At 35.0% G+C, this 26,092-nt stretch carries 16 protein-coding genes and 1 tRNA gene; 11 read left to right on the top strand and 6 right to left on the bottom strand.

The window, feature by feature from the left end:
• Positions 1 to 8: 8 nt before the first annotated feature.
• Positions 9 to 440: a ribose 5-phosphate isomerase B gene (gene rpiB, locus B4N66_RS04405; RefSeq protein ID WP_291092633.1), complete on the bottom strand. Its 432-nt coding sequence runs from the start codon at positions 438 to 440 to the stop codon at positions 9 to 11.
• A gap of 58 nt (positions 441 to 498) precedes the next feature.
• Between rpiB and B4N66_RS04400 the strand changes: the two genes are divergently transcribed.
• Both B4N66_RS04400 and B4N66_RS04395 read left to right on the top strand, forming a co-directional pair.
• On the top strand, positions 499 to 1,017 hold the full coding sequence (locus B4N66_RS04400) for a DUF1905 domain-containing protein (RefSeq protein ID WP_291092632.1): 519 nt from the start codon (positions 499 to 501) through the stop codon (positions 1,015 to 1,017).
• A 64-nt stretch (positions 1,018 to 1,081) separates the two neighbouring features.
• Positions 1,082 to 2,230 carry a lycopene cyclase family protein gene (locus B4N66_RS04395; protein ID WP_291092630.1) on the top strand — a complete coding sequence of 383 codons (1,149 nt, stop codon included), beginning with the start codon at positions 1,082 to 1,084 and terminating at the stop codon, positions 2,228 to 2,230.
• Positions 2,231 to 3,162: 932 nt separating this feature from the next.
• Here B4N66_RS04395 and B4N66_RS04390 read toward each other — a convergent pair.
• Entirely contained in the window at positions 3,163 to 3,399 is a 237-nt protein-coding gene (locus B4N66_RS04390) for a DUF2007 domain-containing protein (protein ID WP_291092629.1), read from the bottom strand.
• Positions 3,400 to 3,508: 109 nt separating this feature from the next.
• Between B4N66_RS04390 and rnr the strand changes: the two genes are divergently transcribed.
• From rnr to B4N66_RS04345, 9 genes are all read left to right on the top strand, one after another.
• A complete protein-coding gene (rnr, locus tag B4N66_RS04385) occupies positions 3,509 to 5,686 on the top strand; it encodes a ribonuclease R (protein ID WP_291092628.1) in 2,178 nt (725 codons plus the stop codon).
• A 119-nt stretch (positions 5,687 to 5,805) separates the two neighbouring features.
• Positions 5,806 to 6,201: a YbbC/YhhH family protein gene (locus B4N66_RS04380; protein ID WP_291092626.1), complete on the top strand. Its 396-nt coding sequence runs from the start codon at positions 5,806 to 5,808 to the stop codon at positions 6,199 to 6,201.
• 67 nt (positions 6,202 to 6,268) lie between these two features.
• Positions 6,269 to 6,937 carry a head GIN domain-containing protein gene (locus tag B4N66_RS04375; RefSeq protein WP_291092625.1) on the top strand — a complete coding sequence of 223 codons (669 nt, stop codon included), beginning with the start codon at positions 6,269 to 6,271 and terminating at the stop codon, positions 6,935 to 6,937.
• A gap of 86 nt (positions 6,938 to 7,023) precedes the next feature.
• Entirely contained in the window at positions 7,024 to 7,707 is a 684-nt protein-coding gene (locus B4N66_RS04370; RefSeq protein WP_291092624.1) for a LysE family translocator, read from the top strand.
• Positions 7,708 to 7,901: 194 nt separating this feature from the next.
• A complete protein-coding gene (locus tag B4N66_RS04365) occupies positions 7,902 to 9,767 on the top strand; it encodes a carbamoyltransferase family protein (protein ID WP_291092623.1) in 1,866 nt (621 codons plus the stop codon).
• Between the two features lie 5 nt (positions 9,768 to 9,772).
• Positions 9,773 to 10,912 (top strand): hypothetical protein, encoded by a 1,140-nt coding sequence (locus tag B4N66_RS04360; RefSeq protein WP_291092622.1) that lies wholly within the window; start codon positions 9,773 to 9,775, stop codon positions 10,910 to 10,912.
• A 1-nt stretch (position 10,913) separates the two neighbouring features.
• The gene (locus B4N66_RS04355; protein ID WP_291092621.1) at positions 10,914 to 11,066 is read left to right on the top strand and encodes a DUF5989 family protein; all 153 of its coding nucleotides are present in this window, start codon (positions 10,914 to 10,916) and stop codon (positions 11,064 to 11,066) included.
• 4 nt (positions 11,067 to 11,070) lie between these two features.
• Positions 11,071 to 11,445, top strand: coding sequence for a hypothetical protein (locus tag B4N66_RS04350; protein ID WP_291092620.1), 375 nt, complete (start codon positions 11,071 to 11,073; stop codon positions 11,443 to 11,445).
• 106 nt (positions 11,446 to 11,551) lie between these two features.
• Entirely contained in the window at positions 11,552 to 12,208 is a 657-nt protein-coding gene (locus tag B4N66_RS04345; protein ID WP_291092619.1) for a GldM family protein, read from the top strand.
• A gap of 302 nt (positions 12,209 to 12,510) precedes the next feature.
• Here the strand turns inward: B4N66_RS04345 and B4N66_RS04340 are convergent.
• From B4N66_RS04340 to B4N66_RS04325, 4 genes are all read right to left on the bottom strand, one after another.
• Positions 12,511 to 12,581, bottom strand: a tRNA-Cys gene (locus tag B4N66_RS04340).
• Between the two features lie 169 nt (positions 12,582 to 12,750).
• Positions 12,751 to 13,110: a dihydroneopterin aldolase gene (gene folB, locus B4N66_RS04335; protein WP_291092618.1), complete on the bottom strand. Its 360-nt coding sequence runs from the start codon at positions 13,108 to 13,110 to the stop codon at positions 12,751 to 12,753.
• A gap of 9 nt (positions 13,111 to 13,119) precedes the next feature.
• Entirely contained in the window at positions 13,120 to 14,058 is a 939-nt protein-coding gene (locus B4N66_RS04330; RefSeq protein WP_291092617.1) for a PorP/SprF family type IX secretion system membrane protein, read from the bottom strand.
• A gap of 70 nt (positions 14,059 to 14,128) precedes the next feature.
• Positions 14,129 to 26,086, bottom strand: coding sequence for a T9SS type B sorting domain-containing protein (locus B4N66_RS04325; protein ID WP_291092616.1), 11,958 nt, complete (start codon positions 26,084 to 26,086; stop codon positions 14,129 to 14,131).
• Positions 26,087 to 26,092: the final 6 nt, after the last annotated feature.

The raw sequence follows: 26,092 nt of genomic DNA, 5'->3' as shown, positions 1-26,092 counted from the left end.
TTTGTTTTTTACGAACAACTTATTTTATTCACTCGATTCTGATGTCTTCCTCCTTCAAAATCAGTTTTCAAGAAAGTTTCCACCATTTCAACTGCTTGCGGAATCGAAGTAAATCGAGCAGGAATACTAATAATATTTGCATCGTTATGCTGTCTTGCCAAAGCCGCAATTTCTTTTGTCCAACACAAAGCAGCTCTAATGCCTTGGTGTTTATTGACAGTCATAGCGATTCCGTTTCCGCTGCCGCAAATGACAATTCCTAAGTCGGCTTTTCCTGTTTCTACATCGCTGGCTACGGGATGACCAAAATCGGGATAATCAACACTGTCGGTTGTGTTGGTTCCGTGATTAATGACTTCATGACCTTGTTTTTCTAAAAAATCAACGATGGCTTTTTTATAATCCGGACCAGCGTGATCGTTTCCAATAGAGATTTTCATTTGTAGTTGTGTTGTTATTTTTATCTTTACAAAAATAATCAAATTCAATCAGCTTAGGATGAAATTTAACGGTCAGGTTTGTTCGTTTGATGATAATACGTTGTATTGGGAATTACACATCCCGATTCCGCCGGCTGTTTTTGAAAAACTAGTCAAAGAAGCCAAAGATAAACGGGTGGTTTGCACACTTAACGGAAATTTTTCTTTTCATTGTGCGATGTTACCAAAAGTGACTTTTCATTATATTTTATTGAATAGAGAAATCTCTAAAAAACTGAATTTGCATTTGAATGATGATGTAAAAGTTGAATTAGTTAAAGACGATAGCAAATACGGTATGCCACTATCGGAAGAAATGGAAGAAGTCTTTTTCAGCGATCCCGAAGGAAGCGATTTGTTTCATAAACTCACACCGGGAAAACAGCGAACGTTAATTCATGTAGTAAACAAATACAAAAGTTCTCAACTTCGAATTGAAAAATCATTCGTTATTTTAGATCATTTGAAAAACCGAAAAGGTGTTTTGGATTTTAAAGGGTTGAATGAGGATTTTAAGAGTTTTAAGAATAGATTATGATGTTACCACGAATTCACGAATATAGTAGATTTAATTTGTGAATTCGTGGCTAAAAAAAAATTAAATGATAAAATACGATTACATCATCCTTGGTTCCGGATTATCCGGTTTGCTAACCGCTTATCGGATGGCGAATGATGCGTGGTTTGATGATAAATCGATTCTAATAATCGACAAAGAAATTAAAAATCAAAACGACCGAACGTGGTGTTTTTGGGAAGAACCAAATGGCGAATTCGATTCCATCCTATCCAAAACTTGGGAAAAAGCATTCATCGGAAATCAGGATTTTCAACAATCTTTTGAAATGAATCCTTATTTGTATAAAATGATTAGAAGTAGTGATTTTTACAAATTGGTATTCGATAAAATTTCAAACAAATCCAATTTTACGTTTGAAAAGGATGAAATTTTAAATTGGAAAACAATTGAAGATTCGGTTGAAGTTCAAGGAAAAAATCAAACATATTCAAGTCATTTTCTATTGAATAGCTTTTTCGATGTCAATCCAATTCTCAATCAAACTAACTATCCCTATTTAAAGCAACATTTCATCGGTTGGTTCATCAAAACCAAAGAAGCAATTTTTGATGATTCAGAAGTAAAATTTATGGATTTTACAATAGAACAAGATGGAAACACTCGATTTATGTATGTTTTGCCAACTTCCAAAACCGAAGCTTTGTTCGAATATACGTTGTTTTCTGAAGATTTATTAGAAAAATCAGTTTACGAAAAAGCGATTCAAAACTATCTTCAAAATCTGGGTATCACCGATCATGAAATTGTAGAAAAAGAAAGTGGAAACATTCCGATGACTTGTTTTCCGTTTCATAAACAGAATTCGGAACGCGTTTTATTCATAGGAACGGCCGGTGGTTGGACAAAAGCTAGTACCGGTTTTACTTTTTTCAACAGTAAGAAACAATCTGAAAAATTGGTTGAATTCTTAAAAAGTAATCAAAACCTTTCAAAATTTCATCAAAAAAACCGCTATTGGTTTTACGATTTAATTTTGTTAGAAGTTTTACATCAAAATAATGAATTAGGAGCTCAACTTTTTGGAACACTTTTTAAAAAAAATTCCATTCAAAATATCTTTCAATTTTTGAATGAGGAAGGTACTATTTTCTCCAACTTAAAAGTGATGTTAACGTTACCAAAATGGTTATTTATTAAGGCTACTTTTCGGGCTTTGTGGAAGTTGGTGTAGCCGTTGTCTGTTATTTGTTATCTGCTGTTTGTTATCTGTTTTTAGTCGCAGTTTACCCGCAATCTTGTCATTCCGACGAAGGAGGAATCTCAATAGGTCATTCACATTATGAGATTCCTCCTTCGTCGGAATGACAAAAAACTCAATAAACTCTTTTTAATTAATTTTTCACTAAACCTTTGATAATCTTATAATTATCATAAACTAAACGTTAAATCTTTCCATTGTTAACAGTATTTCATAATCGCTTGATAATGAGGTAACATTAAATTAACATAGGTTGTTGATAAATTCAGATAGAATTTTAGAAGTATTTTGAAGAAGTATGGAAATTTTTTCTAATCAAAAATTGAAATGAATAAATCAACTTTTGTTTTGATTTTTTACTTTAAAATTATCAACTTTTTAAAGTCGGTTTTCAACAGTTTTTCACAACAAACTTATTAATATTTTACATCAAAAATTGGATGTTAACAACTGTTAATAAAAACTAAAATTTTCTTCATTTTGAGCATTTTATCTTTTTGTAACCTTGTTAACAAGTCTGTATAACTTACGACAACTTTTAAAATCAAGTTTACCGGATAAAGTTATTGTACAAATGAACACGCTATAATAACCATCATAAATTTTAAATTAATTTAATTTTTCTTTTTGTTGTATTTAATAAATGTTGAAAACTATTTTAAGATGGAAGTTAGAAGATGGTATTTAAAAAGTTTCTAGTTTAAGGTTTCAAGTTGTGTATTCTTTTTAATTTTGATTACCTTTTTACATCTAGTTAGGAAATCAGTTAAAATCTGCGTTTAGCGAAGCTAATCCGTTTCATCCGCGTTCCATCGATTATAAAGATTTCTAAAATTTTATAAATCTGTGTTCTTTGATTAAAAAAAAGTCAATTCTGTGTTTTTCGTGCTTTCTGTGAGAAATAACTATTCTACAATCCGTAAATGACTATCCAAATTATCTAAAATACCTTTTACCAAAACCACATCATTTCGATGCACTTTCAATTTAATTCCGCCATAAGCAATACTTGCAAACGGATCGATCGATACAATCGTTTCATTTTCAAAAAAGTACTGAATGCCTTCGTTTTCTAAAATAGTTTTTAAAACCGCAATTTCTGTGGGTAAATTAAAAACTGCAACGGTCACAAAGTCTTTCATTTTTCAAATTTGCATAAAGATACAAAAGTTATATTTTCAATAAATCTGTATTTCAAATTCTATTTTCTGCTATCTTATTCGTAATTTTCACCTTTATTAGAAAAGAATTATGAGTAAGAAACCCAGAAAATTAGGTAAAAAAAATAAAGATTTTACCGCACAGATATTTAAAATTCTGTCAAAAGAAACCAATAAATCATTCACATACAAACAGATAGCTGTTATTTTAGAATTAGATGATACTAAAAGCAGAAACGAAATTATCCGCGATTTAAAAATTTTAAAAGCTCAAGATAAAATTCACGAAGTAGAAGTTGGCAAATACCAAATGGTTTCCAAAGCCGAATATTACGAAGGAACCATCGATATGACTTCCCGAAAAACAGGCTATTTTATTTGTGATGAATTAGAAGAAGATGTCTTCATTCCGTTTATCAATTTAAATCATGCGTTGGATAACGATAAAGTAAAAGCCTACATCTACAACCGAAGAAGTTCTCGCCGACCCGAAGCTGAAGTGTTAGAAATTTTAGAACGTGCCAAAACTGAATTTGTAGGTGTGATTGATATTCAAAAGAATTTTGCTTTTGTAACTACTGCCAATGCTAAAATGTACACCGATATTTTCATCCCAAAAAATAAAATGGGCGATGCCGAACACGGAGATGTAGTTTTAGTAAAAATGGAAGATTGGCCCGTTAAAGCCGATAGTCCGTTTGGATCAGTCATCAAAGTATTAGGAAAACCTGGTGAACACAATACAGAAATTCACGGAATCTTAGCCGAATATGGTTTGCCGTATGATTTCCCGATTGAAGTGGAAGCATTTGCCAACAAAATTGATACTTCCGTTACCGAAGAAGAAATTGCCAAACGTCGTGATATGCGAAAAGCATTAACGTTTACAATTGACCCAAAAGATGCTAAAGATTTTGATGATGCGTTGTCGTTTGAAAAGTTAGACAATGGAAATTATGAAATTGGTATTCACATTGCCGATGTTTCCCATTATCTGCAAGAAGGAACGATTTTGGATGACGAAGCTTATAAACGAGCCACATCGGTTTATTTAGTTGATCGTGTTGTTCCGATGCTTCCGGAGGTGTTAAGCAACGACGCGTGTTCTCTGAATCCACACGAGGATAAATTTACCTTCTCTGCCGTTTTTGAAGTTTCTCCCAAAGCAGAAGTAATCAATCAATGGTTTGGAAGAACCGTGATTTATTCTGATCAACGTTTTTCGTATGAAGAAGCTCAACACATCATCGAAACCAAAAAAGATATCATTCCGGCCGAAATTTCGTTAACCGGAAATGATTATAAAGTTCATGAAAATGTGGTAGAAGCTACTTTAAAATTAGATGAATTAGCTAAAATCCTTCGTCAAAAACGAATGGCAAACGGAGCAATTTCTTTTGATAAAGTGGAAGTAAAATTCAATTTGAATGAAAAAGCAGAACCGGTTGGAGTTTTCTTTAAAGTATCCAAAGATGCCAATCATTTAATTGAAGAATTTATGTTGTTGGCCAATAGAAAAGTGGCAGAATTTATAGGAAAACAAAAGAAAACGTTTGTGTACAGAATTCACGATGAACCAAATGAAGATAAATTGATCAATTTGCAAACGGTAATTTCTAAGTTTGGCTATAAAATCAATTTCAAATCGAAACAAGATATTTCCAAATCATTGAATACATTGTTGAATGATGTAGTTGGAAAAAAAGAACAAAATTTAGTAGATACGTTGACTATACGAAGTATGAGCAAAGCGGTTTATTCAACTGAAAACATTGGTCACTACGGATTAGCATTTGATTATTACTCACATTTTACATCACCCATTCGTCGTTATCCGGATGTGATGGTGCATCGTTTGTTGCAATATTATTTGGATGGAGGAAAATCGGTTTCGGCAGAATTGTATGAAGAAAAATGTGCTCATTCGTCTGATATGGAAAATTTAGCTGCTAAAGCAGAACGCGACAGTATCAAATATATGCAAGTGAAATACATGCAAGACCATAAAGATCAAGAATTTTTAGGTGTAATTTCCGGTGTTACCGAATGGGGAATTTATGTAGAAATCATCGAAAACAAATGCGAAGGAATGGTGCGAATCCGCGAAATTAAAGATGATTATTATGTGTTTGATGAAAAACAATATGCGTTAGTAGGCGAAGTTTCAAAAAACATTATACAATTAGGTGACGAAGTTTACGTTAAAGTAAAAAATGCCGATTTGGTTAAAAAACAATTGGATTTTCATTTTATTAGAAGGAAAGAATAGTTATCGGTTTTCTGTTGACAGTCATCCTGCAAGGTTTTTAGAACCTTGTAGGGATATTACTTATTTTATTTTTTCATTTTAATAAAACAACAGTTTTGTTATATTATAAAACTTAAAATATGAAAAATATTATCCTTTCATTAGTACTTTTATCTCTATTTTCCTGTGCATCAAAAAAACAAGAAGATGATCTAGTTGAGCAAAGAAAAAAAATACTTTTAGAAAGATTTTTGAATCTTGAAATTAAAACAATTCTAGAAGAAAGTCCGGAATTAAACATTGGTAGTGAATTAATTTTAAAAGATAGTACAACTGCAGTTCAGGTTGCAGAAGCCATTCTTTTTAATAAATACGGCAAAAAACAAATAAAAAAACAAAAACCATATACTATTTTCTTTGTTCAAAATTCTTATTGGGTTATAGAAGGTTCATCGCCAAAAGATAAAAAAGGAGGTGTTTTCTTTATTATTTTAAATGCACAAAATGCTAAAGTTTTAAAATTAAAACATACTTAGTGGTCTTAAAATTAAGTTTTAATTTGGTATTATTTTTGAAATACATCAATCTCAAAATCATCCTATCATGAAAAAAATCATCTTACTTTTTATTTTAGCTACTTCTCCCCTTTTTGCTCAAACGGTAACCAAAAGTCCGGGCGATTTTACAACGGTAAAAATATTTGACAGAATTTCAGCTCAGCTCATTCCATCCAATGAAAATAAAGTAGAAATCAAAGGTTCAAGAGCTTCAGAAGTGGAAGTGATTAATAACAATGGCGATTTAAAAATCCGCATGCCGCTGACAAAATTATTAAAAGGTGAAGTTATTGAAGCCACCGTTTACTACAAAAAATTAGAAGGTGTTGAAGCCAGCGAAGGTTCTTATGTGAATGCTGAAAAAACAATAAAAGCAGTTAATTTTAATTTGAATGCCAAAGAAGGAGCAGAAATTAAAATTGCTTTAGATGTACAAAAATGCAACAGTAAAACTTCTACAGGTGGAAAAATTAATATTACAGGAACTACTCAAAATCAAGAGGTTATCGTTACTTCCGGAGGTGAAGTAAATGCAAGTAAATTTAATTCCAATCAAACTACTGTGAGCATCAATGCGGGTGGAAATGCCAGTATTCATGCCACCGATTATGTAGATGCCAAAGTGAGAGCCGGCGGTTATATTTACATCTACGGAAAACCAAAACAAATTGATCAAAAAACAGTTTTAGGAGGTTCAATTAAAGAAATGAATTAAGAATTGTTCATTTTTTGAATTTAAAATTCTAAATTAGCATTTAGAAAGTTTCGTAACTTGAAACTTTAAACCTGAAACAAACTTCAATGCTTAACGATATTTTAGCTGCCATTCCGTGGGGAATTCTCTTGGCTTTCACCATTGGTCCTGTGTTTTTTGTACTGATAGAAACCAGTATTACCAAAGGATTTAAAGCTGCCATCACATTTGACTTTGGTGTTGTTTTTGGCGATTTGGTTTTTATTCTGATAGCTTATTTCAGTACCAATCAACTTTTGGAAAAACTCAAAGACGATCCGAGTTTATTCATATTTGGAGGTGTAATTATGTTTGTTTTTGGTTTAATTTCCTTTATCAGAGAAAAAAGAGTAAAAAAGAAAAACCTCAACCCAGAATTTTTAGCCGATTCAATTCCGAAAAACAATTATTTAGGACTTTTTTTCAAAGGATTTATACTCAATTTCATCAACATTGGTGTGTTGGGTTTTTGGGTGGGAATCATCATCGTCTTTGGTCCTCAAATGAACATGGAAACCGACCGTATTGTTCTGTTTATGACGGTGATTATCATTACTTATTTGATTACCGATGTCGTTAAAATCATCTTAGCTAAACAACTTAAAAACCGTTTAACACCCTATATCATTTATAAAATAAAACGCGTTATTAGTGTAATTCTAATGATTTTCGGGTTCTTTTTAATTATTCAAGGCTTTTTTCCTGAAGAGAAAAAAATGATTAAGGATAAGTTTGAGCGGTTGAAGGATTGATTGATTTTTTTATTAAAATTCAACTTTACAAGAGAATCACCAACATTGCATCGCCAAATAAACTTCAATTAAAAAACAATTTCATATTATTGCATAGAAATCTATGAACTTAAGAATCTGTTGGTTTAACGTCCCTTTTTTAGAATAAAAACACACGTTTACTCAAAAGATAAAATCAAGAAAATGCAACTTTAATGAAGAAAATTTTAGGAATTTCTGCTTTCTATCACGATTCTGCTGCGGCAATAACCATCAACGGTAAAATTATTTCTGCCGCTCAAGAAGAACGTTTTACAAGAATTAAACATACTCCCGATTTTCCTACTAATGCCGTAAAATTCTGCTTGGAAGAAGCCGGTTTAGAAATTGATGATCTTGATGCTATCGTTTTTTATGACAAGCCGTTACTAAAATTTGAACGTCTCTTGCAAACTTATTATGCTTTTGCACCCAAGGGATTACTTTCTTTTTTAAAAGCAATTCCAATTTGGTTAAACGAAAAAATGTTTCTTAAGAAATTAATTTTTGATGGTTTAAAAGAAGTCGGTCCATATGATAAAAAAAAGGTAAAATTACTGTTTCCAGAACATCATTTATCGCATGCAGCAAGTGCTTTTTTTCCTTCACCGTATGAAAAAGCGGCAATTTTAACCATTGATGGTGTGGGCGAATGGTGTACAGCTTCCATCGGAATGGGAGACAATAAACAAATTTCATTGTTAAAAGAAATGGAATTTCCGCATTCTGTTGGATTGTTATACAGTGCGTTTACTTATTATTTAGGATTTACCGTAAATTCGGGTGAATATAAATTAATGGGATTGGCTCCTTACGGAAATCCGGAATCGGAAGAAACCGATCGCTTTATTTCAATCATTAAAAAAGAATTGGTCGATATAAAAACAGATGGTTCAATCTGGCTAAACCAAAAGTATTTTAATTACGCTACCGGACTCAGAATGGTGCATGATGATAAATGGGAAAAATTATTTGGTTTCAAACGACGTGATGATGAAGATGAATTGGAACAAAAACACTGTAATCTTGCTTTAGCAATTCAAATTGTTACCGAAGAAATTGTCATCAAAATGGCAAAAGAAGCAAAAAGAATAACCGGTGCAGATTATCTTTGTATGGCAGGTGGTGTAGCATTAAACTGTGTTGCCAACGGAAAACTACTCAAGGAAAATATTTTCAAAGAAATTTATATTCAACCCGCTGCAGGTGATGCCGGTGGTGCTTTGGGAGCTGCTCTGGCCGCAAGTCACATGTATTTTGATGAAGAAAGAGAATTCAACAATACAACCGATTTAATGCAAGGTTCCTACCTTGGTCCGGCCTATTCGGATAAAGAAATTATGTTGATGAACAAAAAAGTGAAAGCAAACTTTAAACACTATGAATCATTTTCAGAGCTTTCCACTTTCATCGCATCTAAATTAGCAGAAGGAAATGTAGTGGGATGGTTTCAAGGTAAAATGGAATTTGGTCCAAGAGCTTTAGGAAACAGAAGTATTTTGGGCGATGCCAGAAATCCGGAAATGCAGAAAAAATTAAACCTTAAAATCAAATACAGAGAAGGATTCAGACCATTTGCACCTTCTGTTTTGGCAGAAAGAGTTTCTGATTATTTTGATTTAGAAACAAGTTCACCTTATATGTTGATGGTAGCTCCGGTAAAAGAAAACAGACGAAAAACTTTACCGGAAAATTATCATTCGCTACCGCTGTGGGAACGATTATATTTTGAAAGAAGTGATGTTCAATCGATCACGCATTTAGATTTTTCTGCCAGAATTCAAACCGTTCATAAAGAAACAAATCAACGTTATTGGGAATTGATTCATGCTTTTGAAAAACAAACCAATTACGGCTTAGTTGTCAACACTAGTTTTAACGTTCGTGGCGAACCGATTGTTTGTACTCCTTTTGATGCTTTTCGTTGTTTTATGAGTACCGAAATGGATTTTCTAGTCATCAATGATTTTGTTTACACTAAAACGGAACAAATTGATTTTGAGAACAGAGAAAAATGGTTAGTAAAATTTAAAAAGGATTAATACCGATGAAAAGTTTAAAACCTATTCTTATTTCCGTTTTTATTACCCTTGCTTTATTGGAAATTGGTACACGATTTATTTTAACCGAATCAAACGGACATGAATATGTTTTAGGAAAAAAAACAAAGTACATTTTACCAATTCAATACCAAGATTCCAAAAAACCAACCACTCAAACGGATGGTTATAGAATTTATGATTCGCTGTTAGGATGGTCGCATGGAAAATGGAAACAAGACGGTATTTACTTTTCCGATAGTAATGGTTTTCGTTGTTCGGAAGAAGATTTTAAAGCTAAAATTAAGACCCAAAATCATTATGATATTATTTGTATAGGTGATTCGTTTACACATGGTGATGCTGTAGTTTATGAAGATACTTGGCCGGCAATTTTATCCAAAAAAACAAATCGTTCTGTCTTAAATATGGGAAGTGGTGGTTATGGAATTGATCAAGCTCTACTTCGATTTATGAACAATGAAATTACATGTGATACCATCATTTTTGGTTTAGTTTCAGGTGATCTTGAACGTTCTTTATCAACTGTTTACAGTTATTATGGAGGTGGAGTTAAAACCAAACCAAGGTTTAAGTTTGAAGAAAACAGCAATAAATATTCGTTGATAAATGTTCCTTGTGTTAAACCAATCGAATTTGTTTCCAGACCGGTTTCCGAAAGAGCAAGAGTCGTATATGAAAATATTGAAGGATATAACAATTACTTGGAATTGGAAGATAAGATTTGGACAAAGTCTGCTTTCTTACGATTACTATACAGCACAAAAGAACAAGTAAAACACCGTAAACCGCCGGTTTATATGAATGATAATGAAGATTTTAAATACTGTTTAAAAATTTTCAGTACTTTTAAAGCGTTTTGTGAAGCCAAAAACATTGTTCCAATTGTTGTTTTAATTGACAATAACAATAGTTTCGGCGATAGATCAACGGCAAATACAAATACGTGGAATTTATTAAAAACCAATCTTGAATCGATGAATTTAAAAACGGTAGAGTTTCAAGATGATTTTTATAAAGCCTACAATCAAAAAAAATCAAATGTAATTCATGCCACCGAAGGTGTACATTTTTCGCCGGAAGGAAATGAATTATTAGCAACTAAACTTTATAATTATTTTAAATAATATGCTTACATTTTTACAAGACATGCTTGGTTTCATGAAAGAGCGAAAAAAATTCTGGCTAATTCCGGTTATTGTTGTTTTATTGCTCTTGGGTGTACTCATCGTTATTGGTGGTGGTAGTGCAATTGCACCGTTTATTTACACATTATTTTAATAGTATGAATCCAAAACAAATAAAATCGAATCCAACCAAAACGGTATTAGTTATCGCTGTCGGATTTTTAATCATTCATTTCTTTTCCGGATGGAAATGGGCTCTGAATGTTTCATTAATTGTTGGCGTTTTAGGCTTACTTTCAGATTATTTAGCCGAAAAAATTGATTATCTCTGGATGAAACTCACTTGGGTACTCAGCATGATTGTGCCTAACATTCTTCTTTCGTTGATATTTTATATTTTCCTCACCCCAATTGCTTTGTTATCAAAAGTATTTGGCGAAAAGAATCAACTATCACTCAAAAACACGCAAGATTCTTTATTCAAAGAAAACACCAAACCGTTTGATAAAACCTCTTTTGAAAAGACGTGGTAGAGGATTTTTGAAATGAGTTTAACATAATCTTTTTATTTATTCAAGTTTTTTTATGAAGAAAAAGAAATGATTAAGAAGAAAATTGAAAGGTAAAAGGATTATAATAATGAAAAAATTTCGACTTATACTTTGTTTGTTTTTTTGTCAATTTTTATTGGCACAAAATGATTCTGCGTCAGTTTCAAAACCAAAGTTGGGAGTAATTTCTGTTGATAAATTGAATGTAGTTTATAGAGGAATTCAAAATCCAATTTCAATTGCTGTACCAAACGCAAAATCATTTACCGCTTCTGGATTAGGTGTAACTTTTAGTAATGGACATTATTCCATTTCTCCCGGACAAGGAAATGAAGTGGTTGTTACATTAGAAATAATTTTGGAAGATGATACAAAAGTGGTTGAAGAACAAGTTTTCAGGATAAAAAACATTCCTCGACCTTTAGGAAAAATAAATAATAGAAATTGTGATAATAGCTATGTTACTATGGATTTAACAGAGCTTAAAAATGCAAAAATTTCAGTTCATATGGAAGATTTTCTATTTGACTGGAATTTTGAAGTAACAAATTTTGTGATTAAAAGGGAAAAAAAGCCCGCTATTATAGTAGATGGAAACACTATCAATGAGTATACTTTTAATGAATTAAATAGAATAAAAAAAGGAGATATAATTACAATAGCAGCTATTAAATACAAAGTGTATCCAAATATTAATGCTCTTTGGCCTAATATTCCACCAATTCTGATAATAATTACTGATTAACCACTTAAGGTACACTTAAAATTCTAATTTAAACCTCCAATTTTCCTTGAAGCTTTCAGGGGCTTCACCCTACCGAAAGCGATCGGGAGAACCGAAGCAGTCGGTTTTGCATTATCTTTAATTAATTTTTTCTAAAAATTTACAATAAAAAAAACCTGCAAGTTTCCTTGAAGGTTTCAGAGGCATCGACCTCCCGATAGCAATCGGGAGAACCGGAGTAGACGGTTTTTGCGTTATCTTTAATTAATTTTTTCTAAAAATTTTAAACAAAAAAAAGAGCTACTTTTCAGTAACTCTTCTTGAGGCATCGCCCGGATTCGAACCGGGGTAGACGGTTTTGCAGACCGGTGCCTAGCCGCTCGGCCACGACGCCTTATAATCGGATGGCAAATGTAAATAAAAAGTTTAAAGTTAAAAAGCTAAACTTCAAAAAACTTTTTCTAAAAGTAAACTTAATCCTAAATTTATGAGATTCCTTATTCTTCGGAATGACAATTTTACGCAGAAAACCCGTAACCCGCAACTTTTCAACTCGCAACCTTCTAACTCCTGTACTCTTCCATCACCACCGTAACTGCTTCTACATCACCACCAATAGGCGGATTCAGTTTAGAAACCGAGACGATTACTCGTGAAACAGCCGGAATTTCATCAAAAATGCGTTTGATGATACGATGAGCGACGTGTTCTAATAACTTAGAGCGAATGGCCATTTCTTCCACCACTACTTTGTTTAAGTGAACATAATCTACAGTGTCGTGCAATTCATCTGAAGTGGCCGACTTTCGCATATCGGTTTTAATTTCCAAATCAATTGAATAATCTGAGCCGATTTTGCTCTCCTCCATCAAACACCCATGAAACGAAAACGTTCGGATGTTTTGTAATTTAATTGTTCCCATTTGTTGTTTTTAATAAGTACACGGACAGTTGCTGATGCCTTGGAAAATATCTATACCAAGCGTAACCATGTGCGTACCCGAATTGTAATTCACCAATTTATTGAGCGTGATTTGATAGGAATAAGCGAAATAAAAATTACTTCTTTTTAATCCCAACATCGGACCGATATTTAATGGCTCCAACAATTGATCATTTAAAAACCGATAGGAAATACCTGCCCAGTAATAATCATCAAAGTTATAAAAACGAAGCTTCAAATTCAAATCGGTGGTCGATCTTTGATCACTTTCAAAATATTGAAAAAATCCGGATGGTTCCACTTCAAAATCACTGTTGGATGAACTTCGCCATTTATAACCGGAAAACACTTGATAATTACGAAGTTCAAGAGGCTCAATGTCATTAAAAATATCTACATTTTTGTTTAATAAATTGGCAACGGTAAAACTGCCGTAGAAACCGTTTTTACGATACAAAAAACCAACATCTACATTGTGATTGGTTAATCTTCTGTCGTCGGTAACTGCCATATCTTGACCGGTGAAATTTTCAATTTCAATTCGAAACTGATTTAAAGCATACGAAATACCAAACGAAACAAATTGTTCAGCATATTTATCAATTACAATGTGATGGGCAAAACTCACTTTTGCTCCCGATTGACGGGTGTTTCCGTTTTTATCGTTGTACAAATACAAACCAATTCCTGATTGATCGTGAATTCGCATATCGGCAGCAAGCGACATATTTTCGGGTGCATCTTTGATTCCAACCCATTGTGTAAATCCGTTGGCTCTGATTTTTACATTGTCTCCAATTCCGGCATATACCGGTGAAATTATAAATGGATTATCGGCTAAATATTGCGTAAAGGATGGTAGGTTTAATTCCTGGGCTTTTCCGTTTAGAAAAGCTAGCAAAATGAAAAACGGGGCTATTTTTTTCATGGTTGTAGGTTTTTGGGTTAAACCAACTCCAAACTTGTGGCAATTTGAAGTTGGCATTTTTTTATTTTTTTTATCTGTAAAGGGTAACGTTTCCAACAAATTGTCTTCCGCCGTCTAGCGTGATGGTGTACCAATAATCACCGGTAGGTAACAGTGATCCGTTGTAGGTTCCATCCCACTCGCCTTTGTGTCCAAATTGCGTAATAATTCTTCCGTAGCGGTCAAAAACCTCTACGCGTGCTTTTGGGAATCCTTCTAAATTTTCAGGAACCCAAGTATCGTTATCACCATCATCATTCGGAGTAAAGAAGTTCGGAATATCAATGTCGATAAACTCAATATAAATCTGAGCTTCGGCAGTACAACCATTTTCATCTCTCACAACCACCGTGTAGGTTCCGGTAGCTAAGATTTGGAAAACACTATTGTATCCATAGTCTACTCCGTTTAGATAGTAGGTGTAATTTCCACTTCCTCCGGTTGTTGTTGCCGTAAACTGATTTTGATACGTTTCAGTTAAAGTCAACGTAATCGGAATGTAATTTGAAATGGTAAATCCGATAGTTTCCGAACAACCATCCTCATGAAGAACAGTTATCGAATGATTTCCGTTTGATAAATTAGTAAATACATTTCCGTTTTGATAGGCTCCGCCGTCTAACGAATACGTTACTTGAGATTCAACATTTTGCATCACTTTGATGGTTACGGTATTAAAGGCTGAATCGCCTAAACAACCATACACAACATCAGCTCCGGGAGAAATTGATATTCCACCATCAACTGCAACTTGCAATGTTGTTACACATCCGTTGGCATCTCTCACATAGATGGTATAAGTTTGCCCACCGGCTAAATTTTCAAACAAAACACGGTTGGGTGTATAATTGTTTTCATTATTCAAACTGGTTGAATATGGAGCAGTTCCGCCATTTATATCAATTTCAATTGCACCTACATTGTCACCTGCACACAAATCCGGGAACATGGTTACTAAGGAAGCATCTAATGAAGTTGGTTCGTTAATGGTGATGTTTAACTGGGTAGTACAACCAATTTCATCCCTAACAATAACCGTATAATTTCCGGCAGGTAAGTTGGTAAATGTTTGGTTTGCACCAAAATCTGTCAAGTTTGGAGAAACTGCAAATTCTAATTGTCCGCTTCCACCAAAGGCTGAAACTTGGAATGAACCGGTTGATTCACCATGACAAGTTACATCTACTTTAGTAAATACAGCTTGAACAGGAGTTGAAGGTGTGATTGTAAATTGAACTTGTTGTTCACAACCATTTGAATGTCTCACTCTGATGTTATGATTTCCAACTGCAACATTGTTGAAAGTTGCTGATGTTTGGAAAGCTCCACCATCCAATGAGTAAGTTACATCATTTTCAACAGCTGAATTTATACTAACTGTTACGGCATTTCCAACCACATTTCCTGTACAAACATACGTTACAGCAACCGTTGGATTAATAGTAACCGGAGCATCTAACGTTACCGGGATGGATGAAATACAACCATTCGCATCTCGAATGAATATTGTATAGGTTTGTCCACCTGTTAAGTTAGAATAGTTAAATTGATTCGCAACAAAATTATTTTGGTTATTTAAACTTGTTGAATAAGGAGCAACTCCGCCATTTACAGCAATTGTGATGCTTGCATTTCCGTCACCGGTACATAATTCTTGCACTAAAGCGGAAACACTTGAAGTCACAACTGTCGGTTCGGTGATGATAACTTGTTCTGTTAAACTACAACCAATTCCATCTCTAACGATAATGTCATACGTTCCCGCAGCTAAATTTGTAAACACATTGTTTGTGGTAAATGTGGTTAAGTTAGGCGAAATTGCATATTCAATTGTTCCGCTTCCTCCTGTTCCGTTTATCGTTACACTTCCTGTTGAGTCACCGTTACAAAGTGCATTTTGAACATTTGAAATTGTAACACTTATCGGTTGAATGTCATCGATAATGAAATTAACAGTTTGAATACAACCATTGGTGTGTTGAACTGAGATCGTATGATTTCCAACCGGAACATTTGTAAAAGTTGGTGATGTTTGGTAAGTTCCTCCGTCTAATGAATAAGTCACATCATTTACTACTTCTGAATTTACACTAACAGTTACGGTGTTTCCAACGACATTTCCTGTACAGAAATACGTTATATCAACCGTTGGTATAATTGTTACGGGAGCATCTAACGTTACAGGAATGGATGAAATACAACCATTCGCATCTTGAATGAAAATGATATAAGTTTGTCCGCCTGTTAAATTACCATAAGTAAATTGATTGGCTACAAAATTAGTTTGGTCATTTAAACTGGTTGAATAAGGAGCAACGCCACCATTTACAGCAATTGTGATGCTTGCGTTTCCGTCATTGGTACATAATTCTTGCACTAAAGCTGAAACACTTGAAGTCACAACTGTCGGTTCGGTGATGATAACTTGTTCTGTTAAACTACAACCAATTCCATCTCTAACGATAATATCATACGTTCCGGCCGCTAAGTTTGTAAACACATTGTTAGTTGTAAATGTGGTTAAGTTTGGCGAAATCGCATATTCAATTGTTCCGGTTCCTCCGGTTACGTCGATGGTTACACTTCCTGTTGAATCTCCGTTACAAAGTACGTTTTGAACACTTGATAAAGTCGCACTCAACGGTTGATTATCATCGATATTCACATCAACTGTTTTGGTACAACCGTTGGTGTGTTGAACTGAAATAGTATGATTTCCGGCTGGAACATTCACAAACACATTTGAAGCTTGATATGTTCCACCATCTAAAGCATATTGAACATTTCCAACTGCTGATGCATTGACAGAAACGGTTACGATGTTACCCGGTACATTTCCTGTACAATTATAAACAACTGATTCAATGGCAGGAATTACTTCTACCGGAGCATCTAAGAAGATATACGCAATTGTTTCACAACCATTGGCATCTTTTACGAAGATGAAATAATCAGTTCCGCCTTCTAATCCTGAGAACGATAATTGTCCTTCAACAAAAGCACCCGGATCTTGGTTATTTAAACTGGTTGAGTACGGAGCTGTTCCTCCGGTGATTAGAACGGTAAACGAACCATCATTATCACCTAAACACAAGTTTTGAACCACTGTGGTTAAATCAACATCCGCGACTAATGGAGCAGGTTCTGTGATTTCGATATCCAATAAAATAAAACATCCGTTTTGATCTTGAACGATAATATCATAATTACCGGGAGCTAAATTGTTGAATGTTCCGTTATTGAAAAATTGATTTAAGTTAGGCGAAATCGCATATTGAACAGTTCCTGTTCCTCCTGTAGTTTGGATGGAAACACTTCCGTTTTCACCACCGTTACATAAAACATTATTGACAGTTAAGTTTGAAATCATCAATTCTTGCGGATCAGTGATTTGGATTAGTGATGAAACTGCATTACAATCCACACTATCCACCTCAACAATGTAATTTCCGGATGGAAGATTGGTAAACATTCCACTGCTTTGTGGACCGGCAATTATGTTATTCGCACCATCTAAAAGCGTATAGCTGTAATTTCCTAATCCTCCGGTTGTGTTAGCAATAATGGTTGCAGTACTTTCTCCAAAACAGTTGATGTTGGCACTGTTTAAATTCAAATTCAATTCTAAATCAGGAATAGTTTCGATTGTAATTTGATTGGTTTGAACTACGGCACAATTGTTAGCATCTCTTACAAAAAACTGATACGTTCCTGGGCCAACATTGTAAACCGTTGTGTTAGTAAAAGTGATTCCGTCTGTGCTGTATTGATACGGAGCCGTTCCACCCGAAGCAGAAACAGTGATGACCGCATCATTTTCACACGTTAATGAACTAGTCAATGTTAATGAAGCAATAACACTTGTTGGTTCAGTTATGGTGATGATGTTGGATGTGAAGTCACAATTCCATCCGTCTGTGATGGTGATACTGTAAATTCCGGCACCTAATCCGTCAAAAGTTGGACTCGTTTGTCCGCCTGAACTAGTTACAATCGTTGTTCCGGTTGAATCATACGTATTCAAAATGTATTGATACGTTCCTTGTCCTCCGATTACATTTGCAGCCGTTACAGAAGCATCTGTATCACCATTACAAAGTAAATTAGTATTGGTAGAAGTAAGATTAGCCGAAATTAAACTCGGTTGAACTAGAATAACAGTTGAACTTACTAAACATCCGCCTGCATCTTGTACTGAAACTGTATAATTTCCGGCAGTTAATCCTGTAAATAAGGAATTGGCTCCAAAAGGTTGAACGGTTGTAGCAGTCGTGTTATTTACCAATTCATATTGATACGTTCCCCACCCTCCGGTTGCATTGGCAAAAATTTCACCTAAATTATTTGTACAAGTCACATTTGCTGTTTCATTCGCTGTTAAAACCAATGGCTCACTTGGCGAAGAAACTACTGCAAAGTTGGATATAGCTGTACAGAAAGGTGTTTCAGTAGCTGTTACAACCACTTGATAATTTCCACCCGATAATCCTGAAACAATGAATGGATTTATGGCTGTATTTCCGCTTCCGGAAGCAACCGTATTTCCTTGAATGTCAATTACATCATAGGTTACATTTCCTATATAACCTAAAACATTTACAGTTATAGTTCCATCTGTATCGCCAAAACAAGTTACTGCAGATGAGTTGATTATAGTTGCTTCGATGGTATCAAAAGGAGCAATTTCGTAAGGAGCTGTTATAAAATAACAATCTGTTTCATTATCGGTTACTTGGAAAGTATAAGTTCCTGGCTCAGTCAAAGTAAAAATGGCACTAAATACACCACTTCCCGGTGTGATAGCAGGCTGACTTCCTAGTGGTAATAATTCAAAAGTGAAATCACCAGAACCACCGGTTACACTAATTTGAACGGTTCCGTCATTTGTACACGTTAAATTCGTTACCGTTGTTGCAGTAACTGCAGTAATGGTTGGTAACGGATTAATGTTCACAACAGTTGTCGCCAAACAATTATTAGCATCGCGAACAGTCACAGTAATGTTTTGAACACTTCCATTATCTACAATTGTAAATGTGTTGGATGCGAAGAAATTCGTTCCGTTAATGCTGTAAACATAAGGAGCTGTTCCAAAATTAGCAGTGGCTGTAATGGTTGATGTTTGAACCACATTAGAAGGATCACAAGCAAAATCGGTAGCTATTGCAGCAACTGTTAATAAAGCCGGTTCATCAATTACAATGATTTCTTGTAATGAACAATCTCTGGCAGAAGTCACAGTAATCGTATAAGTTCCAGCCGCTAATCCTGTGAAAACGCCATTGTTTTGAGAAATTGGAGCATTTACACCATCTGTTAAAACATACGTATAAATCGGATTATCGTTGGATGATGGTAAAGTCACGGTGATACTTCCGTCATTTCCGCCATTACAACTTACATCATTATGAACAGTGGTAAAAGTTACAGGAGTTGCAGGCTCTAATTCAATTGGAGCTTGAGCTGAACAGCCTGTGGTTGTATCATTTATTACCACCACATAATTCCCTGAAGCCAATCCGTTGAATATTGGAGAAGCTTGAGCCGCTACAATTACACCGCCTACATTGTTTTGTAATTCGTATGTAAAAGTTCCGCTTCCGCCGAAAGGTGTTACGGTAATAATTCCATCGTTATTAGCACAAGAAGTTTGAGCCGTAATTGCCGGAGTTAAATTCAAAGGAGCAGGAATAGTAAGGTTTACAGTATGAATACATCCGTTAAAATCTCTCACTCTAATTGAATAATTTCCTGAGTTTAAATTGGTATAAGTGAATGTTGGAACCGTTTGTGCTTGGAAAGTTCCGCCGTTTAAACTAAATGTATAAGGAGCAATTCCGGCAGTTGTTAACGTTACTTCAATGGTGAAATCGCCTTGAACAGCTGTACATAAATTGGTTACAGTAGCTGAAATTTGCGGAGAAGGATCCGTCGGTACAAAAACAGGTGCTGATTGAATACATCCGTTGGCATCTCGAATATAAACTACATAATTTCCGCCTTCAACATTGAAAACATTGGTTGCACTTCCCGCCCAAGTTAGTACTGTTGGAGCAGGATCACCGGCAATTACCAATTGATATTGATAAGGAGCTGTTCCAAATTGGCCTGTTGCAGTAATTCGTCCTCTGTTGTTCTGACAATTATCGTTTCTGGTAACATTCGCAGTTACTTGTAATAAATTAGTTGATTGAGAGATGGTAAATGGTACTGATGCACTACTACATCCGGTTAATGTTCCTCCATTTTCAGTAAATAAAATGTAATAAATTCCGGGAGCTAAAGGGCCAAGATTTGTTACAGAAATTGGTCCGCCTAATGGTGAAGAAGTTCCTGTAATTCCGGTAGAAATATTCGATTGAGAATTAAATACTTCGTAGGATACACTCGTCGCCGTAGCATCATAATTATCAAATGTAAAATTCACAAAACCATCATTACTTCCGGTACAACTCACATTTCCAACCACATCTAACACAGAAGTTAAATTGGATGGGGTGTTGATTGGCGTATCAGCAGTTTTAAAATAATAACAATCGGTTACTAAATCGTGCACTACAAACGTGTACGTTACACCCGGAACTAATCCTGTAAAAGTAGAAGTTTCCGGAGTTCCAACATCTGACGGTTGATAGTTTGTTGAATATGGTAAAACATTCGTTTCTAAAATCGCAAACTCATACGAACCACTACTTACTGCAGAAGTTACTGTAATGACAGCTGTTCCACCGTTCACACAATCAGAAGTTGAAGTAGAAACATCAATAATCAAATCACTTGGAGGTGAAGCGATGATGATATTATCAACTAGTAAAACACATCCGTTGGCATCAATAACTTCAACATTATAAATTCCGAAATTAAGAATCTGGAAAGAATGATTTTCATTGGTTACCGGAGTATAAGAAGCAATAAATCCGAAATTATTATTTAAAATATAAGTATATGGAGCTGTTCCACCGGCTACACCTTGCACGATTATTTCACCATAAGAAGTACCACCCGGATTGTTACACGTAATATCTACAGTAGCAATTGTGAAAACAATCGGATTAGGTTCAGTTAATGTAATAGATGCTGTATCGGTACACGAATTAGCATCAGTTAATGTAATTTGATAATTTCCGGCTGTTAATCCTGAAGTTTGAGTTCCGTAATTTACACCTGTTGTAGTATTGATTACTTCTAAGACGAAAGGAGCTAATCCAACCGCATTATTGGTATTGATTTGAATTTCTCCTTCATTTCCTCCGTGACATAAAATTCCTTGTAATTCTATAACAGAAGTGATTTCAGGTAATGTCAACGGTTCAACAGTAATAGTTTGACTTGTAAAAGTACAGCCTTGTGCGTCGGTTATCAAAAATTGATAATTTCCGGCATTGGCAGTAGAATACACAAAGTTAGTTCCAACCACATTCGTGGATGATCCAAAAGCTCCCCCGTTGAAAGAAACTTGATAGGTAAACGGAGCTAATCCGCCAGCGATTGCAGCTGAGATTTGAGCATTTGGTGATGCCGTACAATCCAAACCTTTCGTTAACGATAAATCGCCTGTTAATTCAGGTTGAATGGTTTGTGAAACAGATGAGGTACATCCATTGGCATCCGTAACAATTACCGTATAACTTCCCGGAGTTAAATTGGCAAATGTGTTTGAATTTTGTGATGGATTTCCATTGATACTGTACGTATAAGGAACTACACCACCCGTCACTGCAATTACTAATGTAGCCCCATTAGCGTCAAAACATAAATCGGATGACGATGCAATTACAGCAACAGGATTTGTTGGCGTAGTTAGGTTGAATGTGTTGCTCACAACACAACCATTTATATCAGTTACCGAAATTGTATAAGTTCCGGCTTGTGTTAAATTTGTAAACGTGGCATTCGATTGAGGCCCTACCACTACCCCATTTGGTTGAGTAAGTTGGTATTGATAACTTCCCCATCCGCCGGCAGCAGTAATGATTACACTTCCGTTGGAATTACAACTGATTTGATTGGCAACAAATGTGAAAGCCAACGCACTACTTGGTGCTTCAACAATAGCAGTTGTTGTGTCAGTACAATTGGTAACAGTATCTGTTATCGTTATCGTATAAGTTGAAGCTGTTAAACCTGTTAACGAAATAGTTGATAAATTTGAATTGTTTGCTGATGCAACAACCGCATTTGAACTATTTACGATTTGATAATTGTATGGATTTGAGTTGGTTACTGTAAAAGTAACAGCTCCATTTGAAGCTCCAAAACAAACCACATTGCTAATCGTTTGACCAATTACATCAATAATTGGTAATGGATTAATAGTGTAAGTTTCTTGATATGTACAACCATTACTATCAGTTACTTCAAACGTGTATGTTCCGGCAGTTAATCCAGTAAACACAGGATTAGTTCCGTTGTTCACGGTTTGTCCTGCAGGAGCGATTATTTCATACGTAAACGGAGCTGTTCCGCCAACTGTTGTTACTGTTACCGTTGCATTTTGTGCCGGACACGTTAACGCTGTTGCATTAAAAGTTAAATCGGTTAATTGATTAGGTGCAACTAAGGAAATGGTATTGGTTGTAAAAATACATCCATTCGCATCTTGAATATAGATGGTGTAATTTCCTGATGTTAAACCTGCAAATTCCGAAGAAGAAACAAAATTCACACCATCAATACTAAATTGATACGGAGCAGTTCCACCAGTGATACTACCCGGAACAATATTAATCGTTCCCGCATTAGTAATACAAGTATAATTTTCAGTGATCTCAGCAACACCAGTCATTGGCGTTGGTTCGGTAATTGTGAAATCTGTTGGGAATTCACAGACTCTGTTTCCTTGTGATTGAACTAAAACAACAGTGTAGTCTCCAGCAGGTAAATTGTTGAAAATACCTGAATTGTTAGTACTGATGATGTTTCCGTTTTCATCTAATAATTGATAAGAAACCTGAAAACCATTTGATGAAGTTAAATTGTAGATAATTGATCCGTCATTCTGACCAAAACAATTTATATTTTGAACAGTTGTCGTGAACTGAACATTTGGAACTAATTCAATTGTTACAGGATTTGATAAAGCTGTACAATTATTTGCATCTACAACAATGAAAACATAAGTTCCTTGTTGACCAAATTCAATGTCAAAAATAACGCTAGTTTGGTAGTCTGCTCCTGTTGGATTTAACAATGTTCCATTATAGCTATAGATTGCAAAAGAATAAGGTGGTTGTCCTCCTGAAGGATTGACTAAAATATTTCCTTGATTACAAGTAATATTTTGAGAAATGGAAGCAACTAAAGCCAAATTATTTTCATCTTCAATAGTCACTGTTCCGGTAAATGAACAACCATCTTCTGTAACAACTGTAACCGTATAAGTTCCCGGATTTAAGTTATTGAAGGTATAATCGTTGTCAACAACCCATCCGCTTGTTGCAGAAATTGGATTGGTGATACTAAATTGATATTGCGGCTGTGCTCCTGTTGCTTGTACACGAATACTTCCAAAACCATTACAATTGGTGTTTTGTGGAATCAAATTTACTTGGAAATTGTTCTCTTGAATTCCGATGTTTGGTAGTTCAAATACACAACCATCTGTCACACCAATTTGTGTAACTTGAACCGTATAAACTCCCGCATCTGAAATTGTAAACACAGGATTATTTTGGTAAGGAACTAAAATGTTTCCGGTCATCTGATCAACTAATTGAAATTGATAGTCCGACGGAAGATTAGTAATCGTGATGCTTCCCGGCGTATTACAAAGTATGTTAGTTGTTACATATTGAATGTCTAATAAATTCGTATATACATTAAAATAAAAACGAGTAAAACATCCATCTTGGTAATTGATTGTCAAGCGATATTGTCCTGCCGTTGTTACATTAAAGTTGGCACCGGTTCCTACTTGGTTCCAAGAACAAGCCGGATTATTATTGGCACACGTATCAATGCCAACCGGAGGACAACTCGTTTCATTCAATACTTCCCAAACGATACTGGTTGCATCGCTGATTCCGGTTTGAATAAGCTGACTATCATTCGTTCCACATAAGAAAATATAAGGCAATTGTTCTCCATTATTCGGACAAATCACCACCTCATCGGCAAAAGGAATCACCGGATTGGTTTGTGTTGCTCCAAATAATAAAACATTGAAAGTTTGAGTAATTCCAATACACGGAGGAGTTGCGGTATTCACAACTGTATAGGTTCCAACGTTGGAAACAGTAATGGTTTGTGTATTTCCGATTACTTCATTGGCACTATTGAACCAAGTATAGGTTTCATATCCATTTGCAGCGGTAAGCGTTATATCACTACCACATAAATAGGCTTCGTTTTCAAAAATACAATCGTCGATATCGACCAAGAAATTCGCCGGACCCGGTTGACCAAATCCACAACTGTCTAGTCCGGCAAAACTTGGGTCATTTGATATCCAATTGTTATTTAAAACCCCACGATAAGTGGCGTAGGCTTGATTCTGAATTAAATTTGAACAAGCATCCTCCAATTCACTACATGTTGTAGCTACTTGAACACGAATGCGAATAGTATAAACAGGATCGCCTATTTCAACTAAGTTATTCGGTAAAGTAAAAGTCAATTCATCAAAAGCAGGATCGTGTGTGAAAGTCACCCCGGGAGCTCCACTCAAATCCACTGAAATAAAACTGGTATTGATTGGTAATATGTCACGAATTGTTGCATTCGTTGCATCATCGTTACCCACATTTTGAAATGTAACAACATAATCTAAGAATTGCCCCAGGTTGACATCAGCCCCACCGATGTCGTTTCCTGCTAAATCTTCGACTGTTTTTACTAATTTAATATCCGGTTCTATGACTTCAATATTGAATGCATTGAAGAACATAAAGTAAGTATCTTGTGTTGAGGTAATCCGAAGCGTTGCCCCAGTTTCATTATTCGGAATTACGTTGTTGAGCGGATTTGCTACTGTAATAATATCTCCGTCATATCCCAACGTATTTAAACTATTGGGAACTCTATCTACAAAATCAGTATCATTCAGTGTTAATCGGCTATTAAAAAAATTGTTGGTTACATTTAATGTGTTTCCCAAAGCGGTAAAAGTTGCGTTTGAGTCAGCTCTAAATAACAACTGATCTCCCGTGATTCTATTATCACCTTCTAAAGCTGCTGATGCTAATTTTGCTCTTACCGGAAACGGCGGTGGTAAAGTGGTAAATCCAGAGTAAGAAATATCCGTTTGACCAATAGTTGCTCGCACTCCTGCAAAACCATCATATGCAGTAATAAATTTTCCGGTCATCGTTGGATTTTCATATACAAAGAAAATTGTCCATCCGCCGGAAACTCCTCCTCCATTTATTTGTCCTTGCGTAGCTCTAATGTTTGCAACAGTATATTCTCCTTCCGGATTGGCTAAACTTGTTACTAATGAAGTAATATCTGCAAAACAAGAATACGGACTATTCGCAATAAAATCGGGATTTGTAAATCCATCAAAAATTAATTGTCCGGTTATATTTTGATAAGTTCCACCAGGTAATTTTAATCTCACTTGGTTAAAATCATTTTCACGAACGTTATCCCCATCTCCCGGAGAAGTAGAGAAACCGTTGTTAAAACGATAGGTTGCGGACCAATATAATCCGGCGTAAACAATTTTGTTACATCCACTAGCCGGTAAAATTAATGATGCACTACTGGAACTAAACGTACTTGGATCACCATCAATATCTATGTATCGCATATTGAGGTTATCGTTATACTCCGATGAATTTCCAACCGTATTATACGGATCATTTGGTGTGTTGGAATTGGTTTGTCTGTTTACAATTCCGTTTGAAATCAACGTCATATCTCCTTTTAAATTTCGTTCATAGCGAACCGTAAAAGGAACGGGAACCTGGGCATAGGCAGCCAAGTTAATTAGCAAAAAACAACCGAGTAGGAAGATTGTTTTTAATTGTGGTATTTGGGGCGTTTTCATTTTGGG

The organism is Flavobacterium sp. UBA2787 (assembly GCA_002352205.1).
Lineage (GTDB): Bacteria > Bacteroidota > Bacteroidia > Flavobacteriales > Flavobacteriaceae > Flavobacterium.
Note: the sequence above shows the minus strand (reverse complement) of the source record. Positions and strands in the feature narration are given on the sequence as shown.

Bases quoted from the DNA above. Each gene is read 5' to 3' on its own strand.
- rpiB (WP_291092633.1), bottom strand. From the start codon at position 440: ATGAAAATCTCTATTGGAAACGATCACGCTGGTCCGGATTATAAAAAA.
- B4N66_RS04400 (WP_291092632.1), top strand. From the start codon at position 499: ATGAAATTTAACGGTCAGGTTTGTTCGTTTGATGATAATACGTTGTAT.
- B4N66_RS04395 (WP_291092630.1), top strand. From the start codon at position 1,082: ATGATAAAATACGATTACATCATCCTTGGTTCCGGATTATCCGGTTTG.
- B4N66_RS04390 (WP_291092629.1), bottom strand. From the start codon at position 3,399: ATGAAAGACTTTGTGACCGTTGCAGTTTTTAATTTACCCACAGAAATT.
- rnr (WP_291092628.1), top strand. From the start codon at position 3,509: ATGAGTAAGAAACCCAGAAAATTAGGTAAAAAAAATAAAGATTTTACC.
- B4N66_RS04380 (WP_291092626.1), top strand. From the start codon at position 5,806: ATGAAAAATATTATCCTTTCATTAGTACTTTTATCTCTATTTTCCTGT.
- B4N66_RS04375 (WP_291092625.1), top strand. From the start codon at position 6,269: ATGAAAAAAATCATCTTACTTTTTATTTTAGCTACTTCTCCCCTTTTT.
- B4N66_RS04370 (WP_291092624.1), top strand. From the start codon at position 7,024: ATGCTTAACGATATTTTAGCTGCCATTCCGTGGGGAATTCTCTTGGCT.
- B4N66_RS04365 (WP_291092623.1), top strand. From the start codon at position 7,902: ATGAAGAAAATTTTAGGAATTTCTGCTTTCTATCACGATTCTGCTGCG.
- B4N66_RS04360 (WP_291092622.1), top strand. From the start codon at position 9,773: ATGAAAAGTTTAAAACCTATTCTTATTTCCGTTTTTATTACCCTTGCT.
- B4N66_RS04355 (WP_291092621.1), top strand. From the start codon at position 10,914: ATGCTTACATTTTTACAAGACATGCTTGGTTTCATGAAAGAGCGAAAA.
- B4N66_RS04350 (WP_291092620.1), top strand. From the start codon at position 11,071: ATGAATCCAAAACAAATAAAATCGAATCCAACCAAAACGGTATTAGTT.
- B4N66_RS04345 (WP_291092619.1), top strand. From the start codon at position 11,552: ATGAAAAAATTTCGACTTATACTTTGTTTGTTTTTTTGTCAATTTTTA.
- folB (WP_291092618.1), bottom strand. From the start codon at position 13,110: ATGGGAACAATTAAATTACAAAACATCCGAACGTTTTCGTTTCATGGG.
- B4N66_RS04330 (WP_291092617.1), bottom strand. From the start codon at position 14,058: ATGAAAAAAATAGCCCCGTTTTTCATTTTGCTAGCTTTTCTAAACGGA.
- B4N66_RS04325 (WP_291092616.1), bottom strand. From the start codon at position 26,086: ATGAAAACGCCCCAAATACCACAATTAAAAACAATCTTCCTACTCGGT.